Below are 20326 nucleotides of genomic sequence, written 5' to 3' on the forward strand. Positions count from 1 at the left end.
CTCCTTAATCGTACGCCACACCCGGCAGCCAGGTCGCAATTTCCGGAACCAGGAAGACAATCGCCAGGGCAACAAGCTGGATCATGATGTAGGGCATCACGCCGCGATAGATATCGGTAACCTTGATCTCCGGCGGCACCACCCCCTTGATGTAGAACAGGGCAAAGCCCACCGGCGGGGTCAGAAACGACGTCTGCAGGCACATGGCGAACAGGATGGTGAACCACACCAGATCAAATCCCAACTGCTGCACCACCGGTGCCACCAGCGGCAGCACAATGAGGGTAATCTCGACCCAGTCGAGGAAGAAGCCGAGCAGAAAGATCCCGAACAGGATGGTCAACACCACGCCGTAGGGCCCGAACGGCAGACCCAGCAGGGCTCCTTCGATGACCTCATCGCCACCGAGGCCGCGCAGCACCACCGAGAAGGCGGTCGCGCCGAGGAAGATGGCAAAAATGAACGACGCCGTTCGAGTGGTCTGGTACAGCGACGACTTCACCACCTCAAGCTTCAGGTTGCCAGCGGCAAAGGCCAGCACCATGGCACCGAGGGCACCGACACCGGAAGCCTCGGTTGGGGTCGCCACCCCGGCAAAGATCGAACCCAGCACCCCCAGGATCAGTGCCGCCGTCGGAATCACCGCCTTGAACACCTCCAGCAGCGCGCCCAGGTTGACCTTTTCCATGCCCTCCGGCACCGGTGCAATGTGCGGCTGAAACAGCGGTCGCAGCATGGCATAGGCCACATACATGGCGCCGAGCAGCAGCCCCGGCAGGAAGGCACCCATGAACAGGTCACCCACCGAGGCCTCAGGGACCGCCAGCCGGTCGGCCATCAGCACCAGCATGATGGAAGGCGGAATCAGGATGCCCAGGGTGCCAGTGGCGCAGGCAGTGCCTACGGCAAAGCCCTTGTCGTACTTGCTCTCCATCATCGCCGGCAACGACAGCATGCCCAGCAGCACCACAGAAGCACCAATGATGCCGGTGGTGGCCGCCAGCAACACACCGATCACGATCACCGTGACGGCGTAGCCACCTCGCACCGCGCCAAACAGACGTACCATCGCTTTCATCAGCCGCTCGGCAATGCCCGACTGGTCCAGCATGATGCCCATGAAGATGAACATCGGCAGCGCCACCAGGGTTTCGTTATCGACTATCCCCCAGATTCGCTCCGGCGTCAGCGCCATGGACGAGGAATAGTCAAACCACAAATCGGCGCCAAACTGTTCCACCGAGATCACCCCAATCACGGTCCAGATCACGGCGGTGCCCCCGAGAACCCAGGCCACCGGGAAGCCGGTCATCAGCAGGGCTCCAAAGGTCAGGAACATGCCGATTACATACAGGGTTTCCAACTGCATCAGGAGCCCTCCCCGGGCTGGTTATCGGTGTTAACCCGGCGAATCGGACGCGGGAACCCAAACAGCAGGGCGGTCACCCTGAGCAGGCGCGACACCGCCGCCAGGGCGATCAACGAAAAGGCAACGGCCAGAATGGCCTTCAGTACCCAGCGATTGGACAGCCCCGCCGGCGCCGGACTGGTTTCGCCGACCTGATAAGCACTGGCGGCGTAGGGCACCATTTCGTAAATGACGATGCCGAGGAACGGCAACAACAGCAGCAGGATACCCAGGAGCTCGATCCAGCCCTGGGTTCGAAGACTCAGCCGCTCATGGATAACATCAACCCGGACATGGTCATCAACCACCAGGGTGTAGGCAAGGCCCAGCAGCCAGCCTACCCCGGCCAGGTGCCACTGCAGCTCTTCCAGCAGCACCGAGCCCTGGCCAAAGGCATAGCGGCTGACTACCGCCCAGATAATAATCAGCGTTACCACCACCCACAGCCAGGAGGCCAGCTTGCCGATGCCGCTGAGCAGGCCATCGAGGTACAGGCTCAGGCGGGTGTCGGGCAACTCGGTATGGTGGTGGATGAATTCGTCGGTGTCGGACACAGACGCATGCTTGGGCACGGTCATGGAAACAACCCTCTCTCGGCATTCCCGGTTCTGGAATACCTGCAACTACAAGGTACGGATGGCCTGAGCCATCCGCTGTGGTCGGGTCACACCAGCCCAACACCGGTGTGACAGACTTGAGGCCAGGCCTCAGAGATCGCTGGGCAGATACGCGCGGCTATCCCAGACCTGGTAGGTTTCCATGAATTCCTGCTGGCTACGGTAAACCCGGGCGAAGTCGTCGTCGTTCTCCGCTTCAGACTCCAGCACCCGCTCGGTAACGGCTTTCAGCTGTTCCAGTACCTCCCGCGGAATCTGGTCAGCCTGCACACCTTCCTCCTGGAAACCGGCCAGCACAGCACCGTTCAGGTATTCACCTTCCGCCAGGCCACGGGTGGTGGCAGCGGTGCACGAGGCCTCCACCAGTGCCTTCTGGGCAGCGGTGGTTTTTTCCCACTCATCGCCGTTGATCAGCAGATACTGGGCGGTGAACTGCTGGTGCCAACCCGGAAACAGGTTGTACTTGACCACCTGCTGGAACCCGAGAATCTGGTCGATGGCAGGCATGGAGAATTCAGTGGCATCGATGGTGCCCTTCTCCAGCGCCTGATAGAGCTCGCCACCCGGCATCATGGTGACAGACGCACCAAGCTCTTCCAGCACCTTGCCACCGAGACCCGCAAAGCGGATCTTCATGCCGTCATAGTCTTCCAGGGATTCGATCTTGTCGGCATACCAACCGGCGGTTTCTGGCCCGATGATGCCGCACAGCTGGGCGTGGACATTGAAGCCCTTGTTGGCGTAGACATCCTGCAACATGTCATGGCCGCCACCGTAGTAGTACCAGCCGATATAGGCCCAGGGCTTCATACCAAACGGCACCGCAGCAAACAGGGGCACCGCCGGAACCTTGCCCTGGTCGTAGCCGATCCAGGTATACCCCGTGGGCACCTTGCCATCGGAGACCGACTGCAGAATATCGAACGGCGGCACCAGCTCACCCGGTTCATAGACACGAACCTGGATACTGCCGTCAGAGGCGGTGGTCAGGTTTTCGGCAACCCAGGCCGCTGGAGATCCGAGACCCGGCAGGTTAGTGGCGAAAGCAACCGGCATTTTCCAGCGCAGGTTATCGGCGTAGGCAGATCCGGAGGACAGGGCAATTGCTGCAGCAAGCCCGGTAACGACCTTGGCAAGTTTCATCGATAAGTCTCCCAATATGTTGTTCTTGTAGGTTGCCCGGAGGTACAGGGACCGACAGGCCTGGACTGAGTGTAGTCAGTCAGCGGCGGAAACAGACAATGACGGGAGGTATTCGGTCCTGGTTTTGGCGTCGATTGTTGTTTTCGGCTTTATGCTGACGTCCTGCAATACGTCAAATGCAGGCACTGTGCCAGATAAAACAAACCCCTATAAAACAGATACTTAAAAAAATAAGAAGCGGGAATTGCCAAGGCAGGCTGTCTGGCACTCCGGACATCTTTAGACCAGAGTCGTAGAGCTTTGTATGGATATACGGACAGGCGTCCTAAAATCAGGACATTCGCGCCATCTTTTCATACAGGACGGAACGGGAGATGCCGAGCAGTTTCGCCGCCCGGGTACGGTTGCCGCGACTGGCGACCAGCGCGTCTTCGATGGCCTGGGCCTCAGCTTCAGCCAGTATCTGTGCCAACGGACGAACAGGCCTGGGTAAGGCAGAAGGCACCTGACGGGCGCCATTACGGGGTAACACCTTGAAGATCGCATCGGCGTCCAGCAGGCCGTTGTCCTCGCCCATCGTCAGCGCTCGCTCCAACACATTGCGCAACTCGCGGATGTTACCCGGCCAGTCATAGCTGCCAAGCGCCGTGACCGCGGCATCGGTGATCTCACCACGCAACTCAAGACCTTCACAGAGAGCTTCCAGAATGGCTTCACACAGCACGCCGAGATCCGGCAACCGGTCCCGCAGCGGCGGGATAGCGATTTCCAGCACATTGAGGCGGTAGTACAGGTCGGATCGGAACGCCCCTTCCGCCATCATCGCCTCAAGGTTGCGACTGGTGGCGGCAATCACCCGCACATCCACCGACACCACCTTGTTCGAGCCCAGGGGTTCGATCTCGCCTTCCTGCAACGCCCGCAGCAGTTTGGCCTGCAGCGCCAGCGGCATGTCGCCGACCTCGTCCAGGAACAGAGTGCCACCATTGGCAAGCTGGAACTTGCCGTCGCGATTGCGACGGTCAGCACCGGTGTACGCCCCGGGGGTAACGCCAAAGAATTCAGCCTCCAGCAGGTTCTCCGGGATTGCCGCGACATTGACCCCGACAAAGGGTTTGTCGGCGCGGCCGGACAGGGAGTGAATAGCCTGTGCCAGCACTTCCTTGCCGGTTCCTGTTTCCCCCAGCAGCAACACCGCCATATCACGTCCGGCGGCGAGTCGGGCACGGCGTTTGACTTCCAGCGCTGCCGGACTGGCGCCGACAAAATCACCAAGGCAGTAGCGGGTTCCCCGGGTTTTGCGGGCGAGAGCCTTGCGGGCTGCCACCAGATCCTGATGCAACCGGCGGTATTTACTGACCAGCGGGGTCAGCGGCTGCAGATCGTCGTAAAGCACGAAAGCGACCGCCCCCTGGATCTCGCCCTGATCGTCGAAATACGGCAACCGGGTCACCACCAGCTGCTGGCTGTCATGCTCCATGATATCGAGCAGCAGCGGCTGGCCAGTCTCGACCACCTCATGCATGCGTGTCCGCGGAATCACCCCCCGGACGTCCTTGCCGATGGCCGCCTGCGGGTCTTTCAATCCAAGCAAGGCAGCGTAACTGGCGTTGATCCAGGTGATGCGGCTGTCGCTGTCGACGGCAATGGCGCCAGCACTGGCCTGTTCAAACAGCGGAAACAGCGCTTCGATCAGGTCGCGAGTCGGCCCGCTCTTGTTTTTATGGATAAACGGCTTGGGCATGAATGGGCTATGGCCTGGAATGTAATCGGTCATGTTGGTGAACCTGCCGTGCCAGTTGTCCGGAAACACTGACACTTTCCAGAGAGTATATGGGGGATTGGGGGTTGGCAATCGCAACCCACCCCGATTTTGGTGGTAGGGGTGGGTACGATTGCGGACAGAACGGGATCAGAAGGTGTACTGGCCGGCAAACAGGATGCGGTTGGCATCACCCTCATCGCCATTGACGTTTTCACGCTTGAAGAAGCCGTATTCCACGCCCATCATCACGTTCTTCACCGGGCTCCATAGGTAGTTGGCCATCAGGTTCTGGTTGGTTTCACTCTTGTCAGCAACCGCGGCGCCATCAGCCTCGGCATCGTCCCAGTCCACGGTCACCAGACCGTAGCCAACATTGATGCTGCTGCCTGCGCCCAGATCCAGGCCCACGCCAACGGTACCGCCATAACCGGCAATGCTTTCCAGATCACCGCCGCGGATATAGGCATCCTCGGCACCGAAGTTTTCACCGGAACGGTACAGGTAGGAATTAGCGCCATCGGTGTAGGACACGCTGCCCTGGATAGTGAGGCTCTCGCCCAGCGCCATTTTGGCGGCGGCAAAGGCGGCATAACCCACGATACTGTCGTCCACGGTGCCGGTGTCATAACCGACTTCCTGCACCAGCGCGGCGGCAGAGTAGGAGAGGCCGCCCGCAGCTTGCTCGAAACGGGCGGTCAGTGTCGGCAGGCCCTGTTTACCGCCGACCGTCGCGCCAGCACCCTCGAGGAAGTTGGTGATCGGCTCTTCCGCCGATACTGAGAAGGCCCCGGTCGTGTAGCGGGCCTGGGCTACGCGTCCCTGCAGACCGGCATTGCCAGCGAGACCGTCGAAATCCAGCACCTTGGTATTCCCCACAAAACTGTTGAAATTGGACCAGGTCTGACCCAGCAGCACGCCGTTGTATTCACCGTAACCGTGACGCAGGCGCAGGGTTCCCGGGCGAAAATCCCCTTCAAGAACCACCTTCACGCCTTCCGGAGAGGAGGCCCTGACCCCAAGACGGGTCTGCACAGCATCCGCGCTGAAGTAGCCGGTGGCCTCGTTGTCTTCATCGGCACCGGTATTGATCGCGGAGAAGGCCCCGGCACGGGTCGAAATGCCGATATCTTCGTCAATATCGTAACTGGCGTTGAAGCGGGCATAGCCGTAAAGCTCGGCCTGGTAATCCCCGGCATTGAGTTCAAAAGCACCGGCCTGGCCGGCAATCGCCAGAGCCAGCGCGGAAATGGAGTGACGCACGTATCGGTTGTTTTGCATTCGGGTGTTCCCTTGTTGTTAGTGAGGCCGGTGACGCACCGGCCGGTCAGAACGGGTTCCGCCGAAGCCCGTTCGTGGTGCCCGCCCGTATGGCGGTAGGGTGCGGCGGCACCTGTGGCCTCAATCCGGTATGCGAACCTGGTTGTCGCTAAACAGGATGCGATCCTCCGGGGCCGGTTCCTCTGCCACGAGTGGCAGATTGGCCTCACTCAGGGCTGGCGCACCGGCACCCCGGGGCACGGCGCGTACCACCTGGCTTGGCGGCAGTTCGGTGCCATCGTTGAGGCGCGCCCACAGCAGGTCGAGGGCCTGAATGTAGTAGTGGTGCAGGGGCAGGTAGCGCTCGTTGAAACCCGGGAAAGCATTGAAGGCATCCAGGTGGTGGGCGTTGAGCACTTCGTAGTAACGCAGGCCGGAGTCCGCCCCCTCGACCTTGCGGTTGAGGCCGAAATACGGGCGTGACGTGTGGTTGATCGGCAGGATGGCATCGGCGCGACCGGTCACAATCACCGCCGGCCTGCCGCCCAGGTCACCGCTGGAGCGGATGGCCGCTATGCCCGCCGCAATGGCGCTGGCCTGGTCCGCGGCCGTCCCACTCAGAGCGGTATCGGTCAACGGATCCACCCCGGTGGCCAGACCTCGCAGGCACAGCAGCGCGTCGAGGCCAAAGTCCGCCAGGCCGCTGCTGTTGGAGCTTGCCTGCTTGAGGTTGGTTGCACCGCCGCTGGCCTCATCGTAGACCTGATTGACACCCGCGGTGGGCGGAATCCCGTTACTGGCCGAGAACAGCGCCGCTTCCTGGGCATCGGTGAGGGGCATCACCGCCCCGCTGCCATCGGTGGCGGCCAGGCTCAATCCGCACAGCCGGTCTTCGACCGCAAAACCGCCGTAGGCGTTGGCGTAGGTCATGGCAATACTCTGGGCTACCGACACGCCGAAGTGGCTGGGTGCCACCAGGTTCTGTTCTGGCTGCACGGCGAACTCCTCGTTCAGGATCCGCAGCGCATCCGTGGCCTGTTCATCGAGGGTGGCGCCAGTCACCAGCCCCTTGGCAGCCAGCGCCGTGCAGATGTTCTCGTTCACGCTGACATCGTTGAGGACGGCATTGAAGGGCGCATCGTCGCGAATGGCCGGGGCCCGGTTGGCACAGCCCTGGTAAACCGCAAGCGCGGTGGTGTAATCCAGCAGACTGCGACTGTGCGCGCTGATCACCCCCCCGTTGCCCTGACGAATGGTGATTGCGCTGTCCGGCAATGGGTTCACGTTGGGCTCGGAGACCGCCACCCCATCGATCAGCCCGCGCTCGTCCTGTTCCGCGGCCCTGACTGAGGCACCGCCACCGTTGGAAACGCTGGAGGCAATCACCAGGGTGTTGTCCGGATTGATCGTCATAACCCGCTGACCATGGCCGGTTTGCTGACCGAACTGCTCATTGAGCACATAAAACCCGAACTCGATGGACGCCAGCACATGCTGCCCCCAGTCCGCTTCCGGGTTGCTGCCGGAATGGGCATGCTTGAACGCCACACGGTTCGGATAGGCGGCGTTGAAGGCCGCCCGCCCGGCTTCATCGAGGTTGGCACGGAACTGGACATCCACCTCCGGATCGCTACTGAGGCTACCGTCGATGCGCTGCGCCGCGCCGGTTTCCAGGTTAAAGCTGCCGGTGCCGGTGCCCTTGTCGGTATACACCACCGCACAGCCCTTTTTCAGCCCCCATTCCCCGGCCGTGCCAATGGCCCCGTAGACACCGCGGGACCCGGACGAGGGCGCCGTAACCATGCAGGGCTGATCAGGATCAAAGTGATGCGGAATCTGCACCATGACCGTCACCGGAGCCTGGTCATTGCCGGCATCGATAAACGCCAGGAACTCTTCACCGGCAATCAGACCTTCCCCCTCACCACCGACCTGGGGGCCGAAAAAGCTGCCGTAGCCCCCCCCCGGAGAGGTATCCACCAGCGCGCGGTAGTTGTTGTAGATGGCCAGCCGGCGCAGTTCCGCCGGGCTCGGGTTGAGGCTGTCGGCGAAAGTCGGCGCAGTAGCGCTGGCCAGGCCACTGGCACCGAGCCCCGCCGTCAGCAGGTCATTGGTCACGCCATCATAGGCGCGGTAATGGACCTCTCCGATAAGAAAGTCCGGAGTCTGGTTGAGTGCCTTGCCGGGGATATCTTCCAGCTTGCAGCCGGTTAGGGAGAGGGCGACAGCGAGCCCCGCTGGCCCGATGAGCAGTGTGCGAATGGTCATGTTCGTTTCCTTACTGGCGTTATTGTTATTTAAAAGGCGCACCGGAAAAGGAAGACGCGAAAACACCGGGCGCTGCCTGCCCAATGCTCATCTCATGCCAACTATTAATTTCCTTTATATACAGATAGTTAGAAGTCGAATCCGAACACCGGAAACAGGGCCGTCCGGTAATTCGGACACCGGGGCAGGGGTCCGAGGCCGTCCAGAAAGGGTGTACAGGGTGCGGTTCACAAGGGATTAGCGGGAAAAAGGGAGCAGCGTCTGGAAAACCGGACTGTGTCCGAAAGTCCGGACATTGCAGCCCTGGCAGAGGCGGTCGAAGCGTGAAATCGATTTTGCCGATTGATAATAATCAAACAAATGGTTTTTTGCCGTTAACAGAAAATGGCATAGTATTCAGGAATCATCTACCGGGTTGCATGCTATGACAGACGCAATCGACAGCGATTCCGTATCCCTGTCTTCCTCCCCCTGCCTGCTGGGGGAACAGCATCCGCAGGTGGCATCGCTGCCACCGGTCAATCAGACACAAACCGTGATGCACAGTCTGTGCCGGGTATTCGGAATTCGCCCGCCGAATGGCAACCCCAATCCCGACCACCTGTTACTGAACCAGCTCTGCACCCTGTTTCACAAAGAGGTGGTGGATCCGGACAGCGAACTCGAACGCCACCAGCGCCCGTGGTCACAGGTGTATCTGGTCCAGCATGGCGTTCTGCGACTGTTTCGCGAGTCTCCAGGCGGCAAGGTATCAATCCACCATTTCTTTGCGGAAGGCGATATCGCCTGGCCGGTGTTCGGCCGCAGCCGCACGGTACGCAATACCCTGTGCCTGTCCACCGTTACACCCTGCACCCTTTGGCAGGCGGATTTCCACGCCTTTCGTGATGTCTTGCGGAACCATTGCGAAGGCAAGTGGGCGCGGTTTGCCCTGACCCTGACCGAGGAACTGGCGGAACTCGCCACCAAACGGGAGTTCCACCGCCAGACACTGTCCGCCAAGGAACGCTACGATCTTATGGTGGTGGAGTATCCGGAGCTGATGCTTCGGGTCCCGGATTTCCAACTCGCCTCATGGCTGGGGGTCGCTCCAGCCACCTTTTCCCGCCTCAAGAAGGAACGCTGAGCGGAAGCTCCGACGACCGCCGCCACAGGGGATAGGGAATGCCTGCCAGACGGTTGATCACAAAGGCCTGAGCCACCAGCAGGAAGACCCCGGCCATCAATACCGGCAACTGCGCAGGATGGGGCATCAGCCCCAGCGAAACGATCAGTGCCGTGGCTCCCGCAGGTGGATGGGGAACCCGTAACAGCACCATCAGGCATCCGGTCATCCCCAACGACAGTGCCGCTGCGCCCACCCGGGCCAGATCCACCCCTGCGGCCATGGCCGAGGGCGCATTGTGCAGGCCAAACAGATAGAGGCTGAACAGCCCCGTAAGGGCGCCCACCAAATGACCACAGACCGTGTTGCGCGGTGACGCCGGTTCCGCCAGTGGCACATGGAACAGGATGAACGCTGTTGCGCCCAGGGAGGGAAAGATAAACGCCTGCTGGGTAACCAGAGCGACCAGCGAGATCAGGGCGATGCTCAGGCCGCCATTGATCAGGTTGAACCCCGCCAGCACCGTCTTGTGACTGTAGCGCCGGGACAGACGTTCCAGATGTAATGTCCGTAATACCCCACTGGCCTGTTGCCAGCGCAGACGATCGTTGCGGACTCCCATGCCCTGCCACCTGTATGCACCAAAAAAGGGCGATCATGCTAGGGCAAAGCTCCCGGGCGCCGCAACCTTGTGTCAGCATACCGTCTTGATCAAGATCAAGACGGTATGGGCATCGCCCGCTCCGTTCGACGTTATTGGGCTTGGGAGAACACGGATAACTCCTTCACTGGCGGAGACAAGTAGCTCAGCCGTAAACCGTTCACCGGGATTTCCAGATCGAATTCAACCAGCCCCCCCACATTCACCGTAATGGTCTGGGCCTGTTGGTTGTATTGCTCGATGACCTGACGGCCATCCTCCAGAAAACGAACCTCACCCAACAGATCCAGATACAACGGTACACTGTGCTGGTTGTGGGGCAGACTGAGTGGCGTATGCAGATCCGGAGCATCCAGGTACAGGTCAACGTCGGTCTCGAACACGGGGTAACCGTCAGCACCCGTGCGGATCACACCGGGGATCAGACCGTTGCGTTCGCCACTGCCATCATCCGCGTAGCGCATACGGATCACCTGTGGTCCGGTCGGTGTCTCAGCCCAGGTCAGGTCGGACAACACCATGGCGTTGACGGTCAACGAGGTGGTGGTCAGCAGCGTCGGATACAGCAGTACCCGCACCCCGGCGGCGGGATTGTCCGGATCCACCGGACCAATCACCTCGGTGTTCAGGGCTCCGGTCTGGTAGATGAACTTCAGTTCCGGACACTCGGTCAGTAGCCAGGATGAGAAAATGTTCTTCCGATCGCGGTTGCAACCCACCCGTGCGTGGCTTCGGTCCTGGCTGATGACCCGGGTCGCCTGAGGCGGGGTCAGCGGCTCGCCGCCGGCGTCAAAGGCCATATTCGAAGGCTCGACACAGTCACTGGCGTAAGACTGACGCACCACCACGCCATCACCATTGGTTTCCTCCACAATCGCACACTGGATAACACTGTCAGCATTCACATCCCGTACTGGCAGGTTACGCAGGGGCAGAAACACCGTGTCGGTGGCTGCGCTGCCCTTGAAGTAGATCGTCAGATCCGGTCCTCCACGCTGGCTCAATCCCATCAGGGCATTGGTCTCCAGGGCCTGCCCCAGGCTGGAACAGATCGCCTGGCCGCAATCCGGACTGGCCGAGGCCTGGGAAGCCAGGGTATAGCGATAGTAGGCGCCAACCTGCCAGGGCTGGTCAGGGTAAAAACGCAGCCGCTGGTTGTTCAACATCAGACGTCCCGTCACGGGCTCTGCCGCCACCGTTACGTCCTGGCCATTGCCACTGCCCAGATCGGTCACCCGCTCCACCCGGAAGCTCTCACCCAGCCGGATTGACGCCAGATCCATGGACTGGGAGAACGTCACCACTACGGGTCGGTTGGCTGGCAAGGTCTGGAGCGGCATATGCTCGTCGCTCCCATTATGGGGCACACCATTACCATCAAGGGTGCCCTGGCAGCGGCCATGATCATCACTCAGCAGACCCAGCCCGATGGTGACACAGGGGAAACCGGGGTAGGTTGTTACCGCCAGCGGCGACGACGCCGAGGCATCCGCAGCCAGCGGCAGGGCAAACGCCAGTTGCTGTGGCTGGGCGCCATTGCCGGCGAGGTCGGTCAGCAGACTGTCGATGCGGACCTGGTAGCTGGTGCCGTGCTGTAACCCGCCAACAGGCTGCAGGGTCACACTGGTGCCATCCACCGACACATCGCTGGTCACCTCATTGTCACCACTGAACAGGCGGACGCCGGCACGGACCGAGTCCCGATCCAGTGGTTCATCGAAGAACAGGGTGACCGGATCGCCAGGCCGATGAGCACGGATCATCGCCGCGTCGTTACCGGGCATCCAGCTCACCAGCGCTGGCGCGGCAAGGTCGGCCAGCGGTTGCGGGGCATCCTGCTGGGCCCGGTTGGCCGTTTCGGCGCGGATGTTGAAAGCGAGCGAGGCGCGGGCGTTCTCCAGCCCCAGCAGCGCCGGCTCCACCATGCTGAGGGCATCAATTTCCAGAGTACCGTCGTGAATTCTCGCCAACCCGACCAGCTCCAGCCCCGTCAGATCCTGGGACAGCGACGCATTGGGCTGACCTTCCACGGTGTTCATCGACACATCCATGAACAGCCGCACATGGCGCGGAGCTTCGTCACTGTCGCTGTAGGGATTGGGGAACAGATAGCCGATGGCATCGGTGGTCATCACCACCCTGATCTCGCCGGTTTTCTGAACGCCAGTGGCGGTCATCAGCGGCACCACGCCGCCAACATTAACGTCCAGCGAGGTGCTGCTGAGCACCGTGCCGCGGGGAATGCGCAGCGGGGTCATCTCCGGATAATGGGGGCCGTAGGCCAGCTCCGCCCACATCGCGCCGGTCTGCCAGGCATGAGGGGTATTCCCCAGCAGCACCGATTGCAGTGAGATGCCATTGACCGGCTCGCCGTTGAGCTTCGAACGCAGATCCTGGCTGGTGCTGTTGGCGGTTGCGGTCTGGTAGAGCACTTCGGTGGGACCCGACTCTCGCGGCACCAGAGGCAGCGCAAGGTCAAGCATCTGGTCACCATACAGGTTGGGCAACGCCTTCAGGGTCAGGGTGTAAGTCTCACCCGCCGTCAATTCATCACTGTCGCTGCCTTCCGGCGCCAGCGGATCGATCACCAGTTGCCGGCCACGGGCAATCACGTAGGCTGGCACCAGCTCACCGGCACTGTTCTCCAGGCGCACCGAGTCACCGTACACCACGCCATCAGGATGAATATCCTGGGTCAGCGTCAATCGCAGGGTGGAGAAATCCATCACTGGAAAACGCTGGCCGTCGGGGATCATCGTGGCCAGGCCAAAACGGCTGTCGGTCACCGACTCGCTGCGAATGGTCGTGCGGCTGCCGCGGGTGCTGAACACCAGCTCGCCATCGTCAAGTTCGGTGAGGGTGCCGCCGTCCGTAACCAGCGGCTCGGACAGGCTGAGCCGGTACGTCTGAGCCGGGGCCAGCGCCCGCTCCGGGCGGATCAGCCAGCTCTGGCCACCATCCACCGCCTGCAGGGTATGGCCGACAGCAGCGCCGTCGGCATCGACCAGGGCCAGCCGGGGTTCGGCCACGACGGTGGAGAAACGCAGCACCAGATCGGCCTGCGGAGCAACCTCCTGCTGGCCATCCGCCGGATAGCTGTAGATCAGGCCCGGGGGCGCCTCCGCTGACAGCATCACTGCCTGGTCCCCGCCACAGCCCGCGAGCAGGGTCAGGGCAGCGGCAATCAATACCGTGGTGTTGTTTCGAATCATCGGGCGGCCTCCAGGTCACAGCAAGAGAAATGGGGAGCAGACCATAGCCAGCGAGTTCGAAGGCAGAATTGGCAATAAGTACAGCGACCTCTGGCGGAACGGCCGGCTATCGCAATTACACTCTGTAACAATATGTTTCAGAAAGAAAAATTCAGAGATGGCGCGGACACCGGGCAAAACAGGCTCTTTTCTGTTCTGTGACAGGAGTCACACCGTTGAACCGGGAGATGTTCGACCCGAAGCAGAACGGCGCCGGCGGTGGCCAGCGGACGCTCAAATACGAATGAAGGGAATCAGGCTGAGGAACAAGATGGCCACAATGGCCAGGGCAGCCGCCAGCGTGGTGACCGGCTTTTGCCGAATCCGCTGCCAGATTCCCCGGTTCTCCCCCCGCAACAGGTCCTGCTGGTAGCGCTGGCGCTGGGCACTCTGGCGTTGTTGCTGGTAGTCATTGAGCAGGGCGCGGGCCCGCTCGGCCTCATCCTCGTCGTGAACCCAGAATCCGCCCATGCTGATTCCCCAGCGACTGGGCGGGGTTTCATAGTAGGGGACCCCGTGCTGCTCGAACAGTTGGCGGATTTCCTCCGCTTCATCATCCGGGACATAACGCAGGTTCATCAGGTGGTGGGGCATGGTAATTATGGTATCGGCAACGGATATCCCTATATTCTAGAGGAAAACCACCGCCAATGACCGGTTCGAGGAAGGAGAAAGAACACGGCATGTCCGACAAGGCCCTGACGCTGCTACTGGAATTCGACGATCAGGTTCGCCGCGACCACCATCAGTCGCCGGCGTTCCTGCACCGTCGCGACCGCCGCTATGCCCTCGCCGCCGACGGTACGCTGACACCCCGACACTGGCTCGACTACGTCCAGCGCATCGGCAGCCCGCATCACACCAGCGCGCTGCGGCCGTTGCGCCGCTGGCATCGCATCAGCCTTAGCTTTGTGGTGACCGGCGCGCTGTTTGGCATCGTGACCATGCTCGGGCTGCTCTACTACGACGGCAGCGGACGCATCAATATCACCGTGCTGCTGGCCTTCATGCTGCTGCAGCTGGTGCTGGCGGTCGCTACATCGCTGCAGGCCCTGGCGGGATGGCGGCCCTGGGGCTGGCTGATTGAACGCTATCTGCACCCCGGCCAGGAGGCGGCCATGGCCATCAATCGCCTGCAACCGCAATTGATGGCCCGGGCCGCCCACGGCGGTGGCCTGGCGTTCGCGCTGGCAGGGCTGTTAACCCTGGTCACCCTGGTGGTGGTGCGGGATCTGGCGTTTGGCTGGAGCACCACCCTGAGTACGGGCGCCGCCAGCTACCAGCAACTCATGGCGACGCTGGCCTGGCCCTGGCAGGGGCTGTGGCCGGCAGCGGTCCCCGACCTGGACCTGGTCAGCCAGACCCGTTTCTTCCGGATCAGCGAGGGTTCCCCGGTGACGGCTGCCCGCTGGGGTGACTGGTGGCCCTTCGTCACCATGGCCTGGGGCTGTTACGTGATTCTGCCACGGCTGTTGTTGCTGCTGCTCAGCATCTGGCACCTGCGGCGCCGGGCCGGGCAGCTGCTGGCCGCGCACCCGGGCCTGCTGGCCCTGCGCTACCGGATGGAAACCCCGACCGTGGAAAGCGGTCACCAGAACACCGATGTCAACCGCCCCCCGGAGCTTGCGGTGCAAACCGGTCTGCACCCGTTGCCTGACAGCCCGGTGGTGATTCGCTGGGCCGGAGCCGGCAACGGCAGCCTACCCCCGCTATTTCAGGGGACTGATCGGCGCCTGGTGGTGGACGCCGGGGGGGCGGCCAGCCTCGATCAGGACCAGCAGGCGATTGGACAGGCCCGCGAGCACCTGCACGCCGACAGCCGTCATTCGATCACCATCCTCACCCGGGCCTGGGAACCACCCACCGCAGAACTGGAAGATTTTATTGGCGATGCCCGCAACCACTGGCCGGCCAATACCCGCATCACCCTGGTACCTTTGGCCACCGACCCGGAGCAACCGGCGCCGGACCGGCAACTGGCGCCCTGGCTTCGCTTCAGCGAACGGCTCAGCGACAAGCGGCTTCATGTCAGCCGTTATCCGGAGTCCCCCCACCAAACGGCGGGGGCGCAACCATGACCGATCACCGGACACCGGCCCCCACCTTTGCCGTGGTCGGCCACCCCAACAAGGGCAAATCCAGCATCGTGGCCACCCTGTCCCAGAACGACAGCATTGCCATTGCCCTCGAACCCGGTACCACCCGCCACAGCCAGGCCTATGACCTGACCGTGGATGGCGACGTGCTCTATACCCTGGTGGACACCCCCGGGTTCCAACGACCGCGGCAGCTACTGGCCTGGCTGGAAGCCCACAGCCTGTCAGCCTCAGACCGGGCTGAAACCGTCGCCGCCTTTGTCAATCAGCACCGCGACGATCCCCGTTTCCATGACGAATGCGAGCTGCTGACGCCCCTGGTGGAAGGTGCCGGCATTATCTACGTGGTTGACGGTTCGGTGCCCTACAGCGCCGAGAATGAAAGCGAGATGGAAATCCTGCGCTGGACCGGACGCCCCAGCCTGGCACTGATCAACAGTATCGGCGCGGACGATTACAGCGAACACTGGCAGTCCGCCCTCGGCCAGTTCTTTCAGGTGGTGCGCAAATTCGACGCGGTGCGGGCACCGTTTAACCAGCACCTCAGCCTGCTCAAGGCTTTTGGCCAGCTCGAGCCGGCCTGGGAGCAGGTGCTCGATTCCGCAGTACTGCACCTGTCAGGGCAGCGGGCACAGCGCAAGTCCCAGACCGCGCGGCTGATCGCCACCGCCCTGGAAGAGATGATGGCGTGGCAGGAGAAACGTACCCTGACCGCACCTCAAAGTGAGGCGCACGCCCGTGACACCCTGGCCGAGCAACTGCGCCAACGTTGGTACCAGCACCAGCGCAAACGCGAACAGTCGTTGCGGCTGGCCATTGAAGCGCTGTATCAACACCACCGGGTACAACGCCAGGAAGCCGAATTACGCTGGCACAGCGAGCATGATCTGTTTAGTGAGGGCAGCCGCCAGGCCTGGGGTGTCAGCCGCACCTACCTGACCACCGCCGGCTTCGGCGCCGGGGCCATTGGCGGAGCCGGCCTTGATGCCATCACCCTGGGTTCGTCTCTCGGTACCGGGGCGCTGGTTGGGGGGCTCATTGGCGCAGCGGGCAGCTATTTCTACGGCGATCGCCTGACCCTGCCGGTACTGAAGATCGGCGCCCTGCGTCATGGTCTGCAAACCGCGAGTTTCGGGCCGGTGCAGGACAGCCAGTTCGGTTACGTGGTTCTGGGCCGGGCGGTGGATCACTGGTGGCACATTGCCCACCGCAACCACGCCGGCCGCGATCCGCTCGACCTGGAACCCAGTGACAGCCACTGGCTCGACCAGCTCGACAGCCCCCACCGCCAGGTCATTCACCGGGCGCTGACCCGATGCCGAAAGCAGCGTGCCCTGAGCAGCGAACAGCGCCAGCAACTGGCCGAAACCCTCGAGCTTGCCATGGACCTCTACCACCAGTGGCGGACCGCAGGCGGTTGAAACGGACCGCGTCCGGATGTTTATACTGTGCCGCGACTCCCACCAACATGAGGACTATCATGAAGATTGTACGTGTACAGGACATCATCGGAACCGAGCGCGAAGTGGAAGGCCCGGGCTGGACCAGCCGCCGCCTGCTGCTGAAAAAAGATGGTATGGGTTTCTCGTTCCACGAGACCATCATTCCCGCCGGTGCCGAGCTGAACCTGTGGTACAAGAACCATCTCGAAGCGGTCTATTGCGTTGCCGGTAACGGCTCCATCACCGATCTCGCCACCGGGGAAACCCACGAAATCACCGACGGCACCCTGTACGCCCTCGACAAGCACGATCGTCACGTACTTCGTGGCGGCAGTGAGGATATGCGCCTGATCTGCTCTTTCAATCCGCCGGTCACCGGCCGCGAAACCCACGACGAAGACGGCTCCTACAACCTGGCGGAATGATCCCCGGGCGGCATGTGCATGACCACAGCGGTTTCCTCCCCTGTAAGCGGCTGTAACGGTTTGCAAGGTTTGGCGTCCGGGGCTTCCCTCTGGCGTCAGGCTGGTGATATTTTGACCACTCCTGCGTTAGCCATCGCAACAGGCGGCTACCGTGTCCCCTAGTGTCAAACCGGGTCAGCCATCGTGGATATTTCATCACTTGCCAGTTTCAGCACCCAGCTCAACCAGGCCGACGTTCAGCAACAGGCCCAGCTCAGTGTCTTGAAAACGGCCCAGGACATGGCGGCAGCGGGCGCTCTGCAACTGCTCGACGCCATCCCCTCGCCACAGCCGTCGGTCAGCAGCGGCGACGCCCGCATCGGCAGCGTTATTGATGTCCGGGTCTGAACACCCTCAACGCCCCTGTTTTTTGGTGCCCTGCCGCGCTTCTGCGGTAAAGGGATCCTCCGGCCATGGATGCTTGGGGTAGCGCCCCCGCATGTCCTTGCGCACCTCCACATAGCCATTACGCCAGAAACTCGAGAGGTCGCTGGTCACCGCCAGTGGGCGCTGGGCCGGCGACAGCAGGTGGATCACCACCGGCACCTGGCCGTTGGCAACCCTTGGCGTCTCGGTCCAGCCGAACAGCGCCTGTAACTTGGCGGCCAGCACCGGTCCCTGCTCTGCGGTGTAATCAAGACGCACTGACTGGCCGGTAGGAATCGTCAGCGTTGCCGGCGCCAGCTCCGCCAGCCGGGTTTGCAGACGGTAGTCCAGGACGCTGCTCAAAGCCGTCGCCAGGTCGACCTTTTGCAATTCCGCCCAGCGGCTCGCCGATGTCAGAAACGGCCCCAACCATTGCTCCAGTTCTGCCAACAGGGTGTCGTCATCCACCGCCGGCCATTGTTCCGGCCATAGCCTGTGCACTAGCGCCAGCCGGGCGCGCAGCTGACGGGATTCCTCACTCCACGGCAGACTCTGCAAACCTTTCTGGCGCACCGCAGCCAGCAGCCCGGCGAGCACCTGAGCGGCATCAGGGCTGGGCAACGTGGTTTCTTCAAGCACAAGCTGACCCAACCGTTTCTGCCGCCGAACCACCACCCGGCCACGCTGGTCGTCCCAGAGGCACTCGTCGTGGCTGACAATATGGACCGCCAGGTCCTGTTCCAGCCGATCAGGGTTCACCACCGCCGCCAGATAGATTCGCGACTCCCGTGCCTGCCCGTCCAGATCGACCGCCACCAGCCAGGACTCCCGTGCCAGACGGTCCTCCTCCGCCAGTACGGCACCACGGCCATTACTGAGCTGGTAACGAGGTGCCTGGCCAGAGCGCTTGCGGGCGATACGATCCGGGTAGGCCTGGGCCAGCAGACGACCGGCATCCTCACTGCCCGGAATCACGGTATCGTCCACCGTGGCCAGCCGCTGTACGGATCGTTGCAGGGCCTGCAGGCGCTGGCGGTCCACTCTCGGGTCGCGGGTTTCACCCCGCAGCAGCTGCCAGCGCAGGTGGAGATCGGCGCCGGCACGGGGACCGAGCAGGTCCCGTTCCTCCAGCAGGGCGGCCAGTTCGGCGGCGAGCCTGGCGAGCCCCCATGTCCGTCCCCGCAGCACCATGTGAGCCAGACGGGGGTGAATACCCAGTTGCCGGGCGGCCTTGCCATGATCACTGATGCTGCCATCGTCGTTGAGCAGGTCAAGCCACTGCAACAGGTCGGTGGCCTGCTGCCAGTGAGCAACCGGGGGCGGGTCAATCCACTCCAGGTCGTCGGGCTTGCGGGCGCCCCACTGGGCCAGCTCCAGCACCAGCGGTGCCAGGTCGGCCTGTACAATGTCCGGGGCGGTGAAGTCGGCCAGGCCAAACTGCTCCGATTCACTCCACAACCGGTAGCATACGCCCGGCTCTACCCGTCCGGCCCGTCCCCGCCGCTGTTCAGCGGAGGCCTTGGACAGGCGGCCAGTCACCAGACGAGTCATACCGCTGTTGGGGTCAAACACCGCCCGGCGTTGCTGCCCGCTGTCCACCACCACCCGGATGCCTTCGATGGTCAGGCTGGTTTCGGCAATGGCGGTAGCTAGCACCACCTTGCGCTCGCCGTCCGCGGCCGGGGCTATGGCCTGATCCTGTTCGTCGTTGCGCAGGTTGCCATACAGCGGTGCCAACCGAACCCCCGCCGGCAGGGTACCCCGAAGTGCCGATTCGACCCGGCGGATTTCACCAGCGCCCGGCAGGAACACCAGCAGGGAACCGTCCTGCTCAGCGATGGCTTCGTGGATAACCGCAACCACCTGATCCAGCAAACGCGCATCCCGGGACAATGGCCGGTAGAAGGTCTCTACCGGAAAGGAGCGCCCCTCACTGGTCAGCACCGGTACGTCACCGAGTAGCCGGGCGATGGGGGCGGTATCGAGCGTCGCAGACATCACCACCAGACGCAGGTCTTCCCGCAGCGCCTGCTGGCTCTCCCGAACCAGGGCGAGGCCCAGGTCACCCTGCAGCGAGCGTTCGTGAAACTCGTCGAACAGCACCGCAGCGTACCCGGTGAGTTCCGGGTCGTCCTGGATCAAGCGGGTAAGAATGCCTTCGGTGACCACTTCGATCTGGGTGCGGGCGCTGACTTTGGTATCCAGGCGGGTACGATAGCCCACGGTTTGCCCCGCGCGCTCACCGAGTTGGCTGGCCATGTAGCGGGCGGCGGAACGGGCGGCGAGGCGGCGGGGTTCGAGCATAAGAATCTTGCGCTGACGGCGCCAGCTTGCGTCGAGTAAGGCCAGCGGTACGCGGGTGGTTTTTCCGGCGCCCGGTGGTGCCTGCAACAGCACCGTGGTTGTGGATTTGAGGGTTTGTTGCAGGTCAGGGAGGAGAGGGTCGATGGGTAGCATGGTGTTTTTCATCGGTCTCGACCAGG

The 20326-nt window shown here is 62.4% G+C and carries 15 protein-coding genes; 5 read left to right on the top strand and 10 right to left on the bottom strand.

The features are described from left to right. Positions 1 to 4: 4 nt before the first annotated feature. The 6 genes from BLV11_RS07360 to BLV11_RS07385 all read right to left on the bottom strand — a co-directional run bounded on the left by BLV11_RS07360 (position 5) and on the right by BLV11_RS07385 (position 8458). Positions 5 to 1369 carry a TRAP transporter large permease gene (locus BLV11_RS07360; RefSeq protein WP_091812329.1) on the bottom strand — a complete coding sequence of 455 codons (1365 nt, stop codon included), beginning with the start codon at positions 1367 to 1369 and terminating at the stop codon, positions 5 to 7. Further along, positions 1369 to 1986, bottom strand: coding sequence for a TRAP transporter small permease subunit (locus BLV11_RS07365; protein ID WP_091812330.1), 618 nt, complete (start codon positions 1984 to 1986; stop codon positions 1369 to 1371). The genes BLV11_RS07360 and BLV11_RS07365 overlap by 1 nt, the downstream gene beginning before the upstream one ends. Positions 1987 to 2115: 129 nt before the next feature. After that, positions 2116 to 3168: a TRAP transporter substrate-binding protein gene (locus BLV11_RS07370; protein WP_091812331.1), complete on the bottom strand. Its 1053-nt coding sequence runs from the start codon at positions 3166 to 3168 to the stop codon at positions 2116 to 2118. Positions 3169 to 3499: 331 nt separating this feature from the next. Next, the gene (locus BLV11_RS07375; protein WP_091812575.1) at positions 3500 to 4912 is read right to left on the bottom strand and encodes a sigma-54 interaction domain-containing protein; all 1413 of its coding nucleotides are present in this window, start codon (positions 4910 to 4912) and stop codon (positions 3500 to 3502) included. A 168-nt stretch (positions 4913 to 5080) separates the two neighbouring features. Then, the gene (locus BLV11_RS07380) at positions 5081 to 6211 is read right to left on the bottom strand and encodes a DcaP family trimeric outer membrane transporter (protein ID WP_091812332.1); all 1131 of its coding nucleotides are present in this window, start codon (positions 6209 to 6211) and stop codon (positions 5081 to 5083) included. Between the two features lie 120 nt (positions 6212 to 6331). Then, the gene (locus BLV11_RS07385; protein WP_091812333.1) at positions 6332 to 8458 is read right to left on the bottom strand and encodes a 3-hydroxybutyrate oligomer hydrolase family protein; all 2127 of its coding nucleotides are present in this window, start codon (positions 8456 to 8458) and stop codon (positions 6332 to 6334) included. Between the two features lie 424 nt (positions 8459 to 8882). Here BLV11_RS07385 and BLV11_RS07390 point away from each other — a divergent pair, with 424 nt between their 5' ends. Beyond that, positions 8883 to 9584, top strand: coding sequence for a Crp/Fnr family transcriptional regulator (locus tag BLV11_RS07390; protein WP_091812334.1), 702 nt, complete (start codon positions 8883 to 8885; stop codon positions 9582 to 9584). Here BLV11_RS07390 and BLV11_RS07395 read toward each other — a convergent pair. The 3 genes from BLV11_RS07395 to BLV11_RS07405 all read right to left on the bottom strand — a co-directional run bounded on the left by BLV11_RS07395 (position 9568) and on the right by BLV11_RS07405 (position 14069). After that, on the bottom strand, positions 9568 to 10185 hold the full coding sequence (locus BLV11_RS07395) for an HPP family protein (protein ID WP_091812335.1): 618 nt from the start codon (positions 10183 to 10185) through the stop codon (positions 9568 to 9570). The two genes, BLV11_RS07390 and BLV11_RS07395, sit on opposite strands and share 17 nt — an antisense overlap. 131 nt (positions 10186 to 10316) lie before the next feature. Then, complete coding sequence (locus BLV11_RS07400) at positions 10317 to 13436, bottom strand: Ig-like domain-containing domain (protein ID WP_091812336.1); 3120 nt, start codon at positions 13434 to 13436, stop codon at positions 10317 to 10319. A gap of 273 nt (positions 13437 to 13709) precedes the next feature. Then, positions 13710 to 14069, bottom strand: coding sequence for a DUF6164 family protein (locus BLV11_RS07405; RefSeq protein ID WP_091812337.1), 360 nt, complete (start codon positions 14067 to 14069; stop codon positions 13710 to 13712). Between the two features lie 56 nt (positions 14070 to 14125). Here BLV11_RS07405 and BLV11_RS07410 point away from each other — a divergent pair, with 56 nt between their 5' ends. From BLV11_RS07410 to BLV11_RS07425, 4 genes are all read left to right on the top strand, one after another. Then, positions 14126 to 15553, top strand: a complete 1428-nt coding sequence (locus BLV11_RS07410; RefSeq protein ID WP_245725955.1) for a DUF2868 domain-containing protein — start codon at positions 14126 to 14128, stop codon at positions 15551 to 15553. After that, a complete protein-coding gene (locus tag BLV11_RS07415; protein WP_091812339.1) occupies positions 15550 to 16992 on the top strand; it encodes a GTPase/DUF3482 domain-containing protein in 1443 nt (480 codons plus the stop codon). The genes BLV11_RS07410 and BLV11_RS07415 overlap by 4 nt, the downstream gene beginning before the upstream one ends. 59 nt (positions 16993 to 17051) lie before the next feature. Continuing rightward, positions 17052 to 17438, top strand: a complete 387-nt coding sequence (locus tag BLV11_RS07420) for an ectoine synthase (RefSeq protein WP_091812340.1) — start codon at positions 17052 to 17054, stop codon at positions 17436 to 17438. 183 nt (positions 17439 to 17621) lie between these two features. After that, positions 17622 to 17825, top strand: coding sequence for a YjfB family protein (locus BLV11_RS07425; RefSeq protein WP_091812341.1), 204 nt, complete (start codon positions 17622 to 17624; stop codon positions 17823 to 17825). Positions 17826 to 17831: 6 nt separating this feature from the next. Here the strand turns inward: BLV11_RS07425 and hrpB are convergent, their stop codons facing one another. Beyond that, positions 17832 to 20300, bottom strand: coding sequence for an ATP-dependent helicase HrpB (hrpB, locus tag BLV11_RS07430; protein ID WP_091812576.1), 2469 nt, complete (start codon positions 20298 to 20300; stop codon positions 17832 to 17834). Between the last annotated feature and the right edge of the window lie 26 nt (positions 20301 to 20326).

This window comes from Marinobacter mobilis (assembly GCF_900106945.1).
Taxonomy (GTDB): domain Bacteria; phylum Pseudomonadota; class Gammaproteobacteria; order Pseudomonadales; family Oleiphilaceae; genus Marinobacter; species Marinobacter mobilis.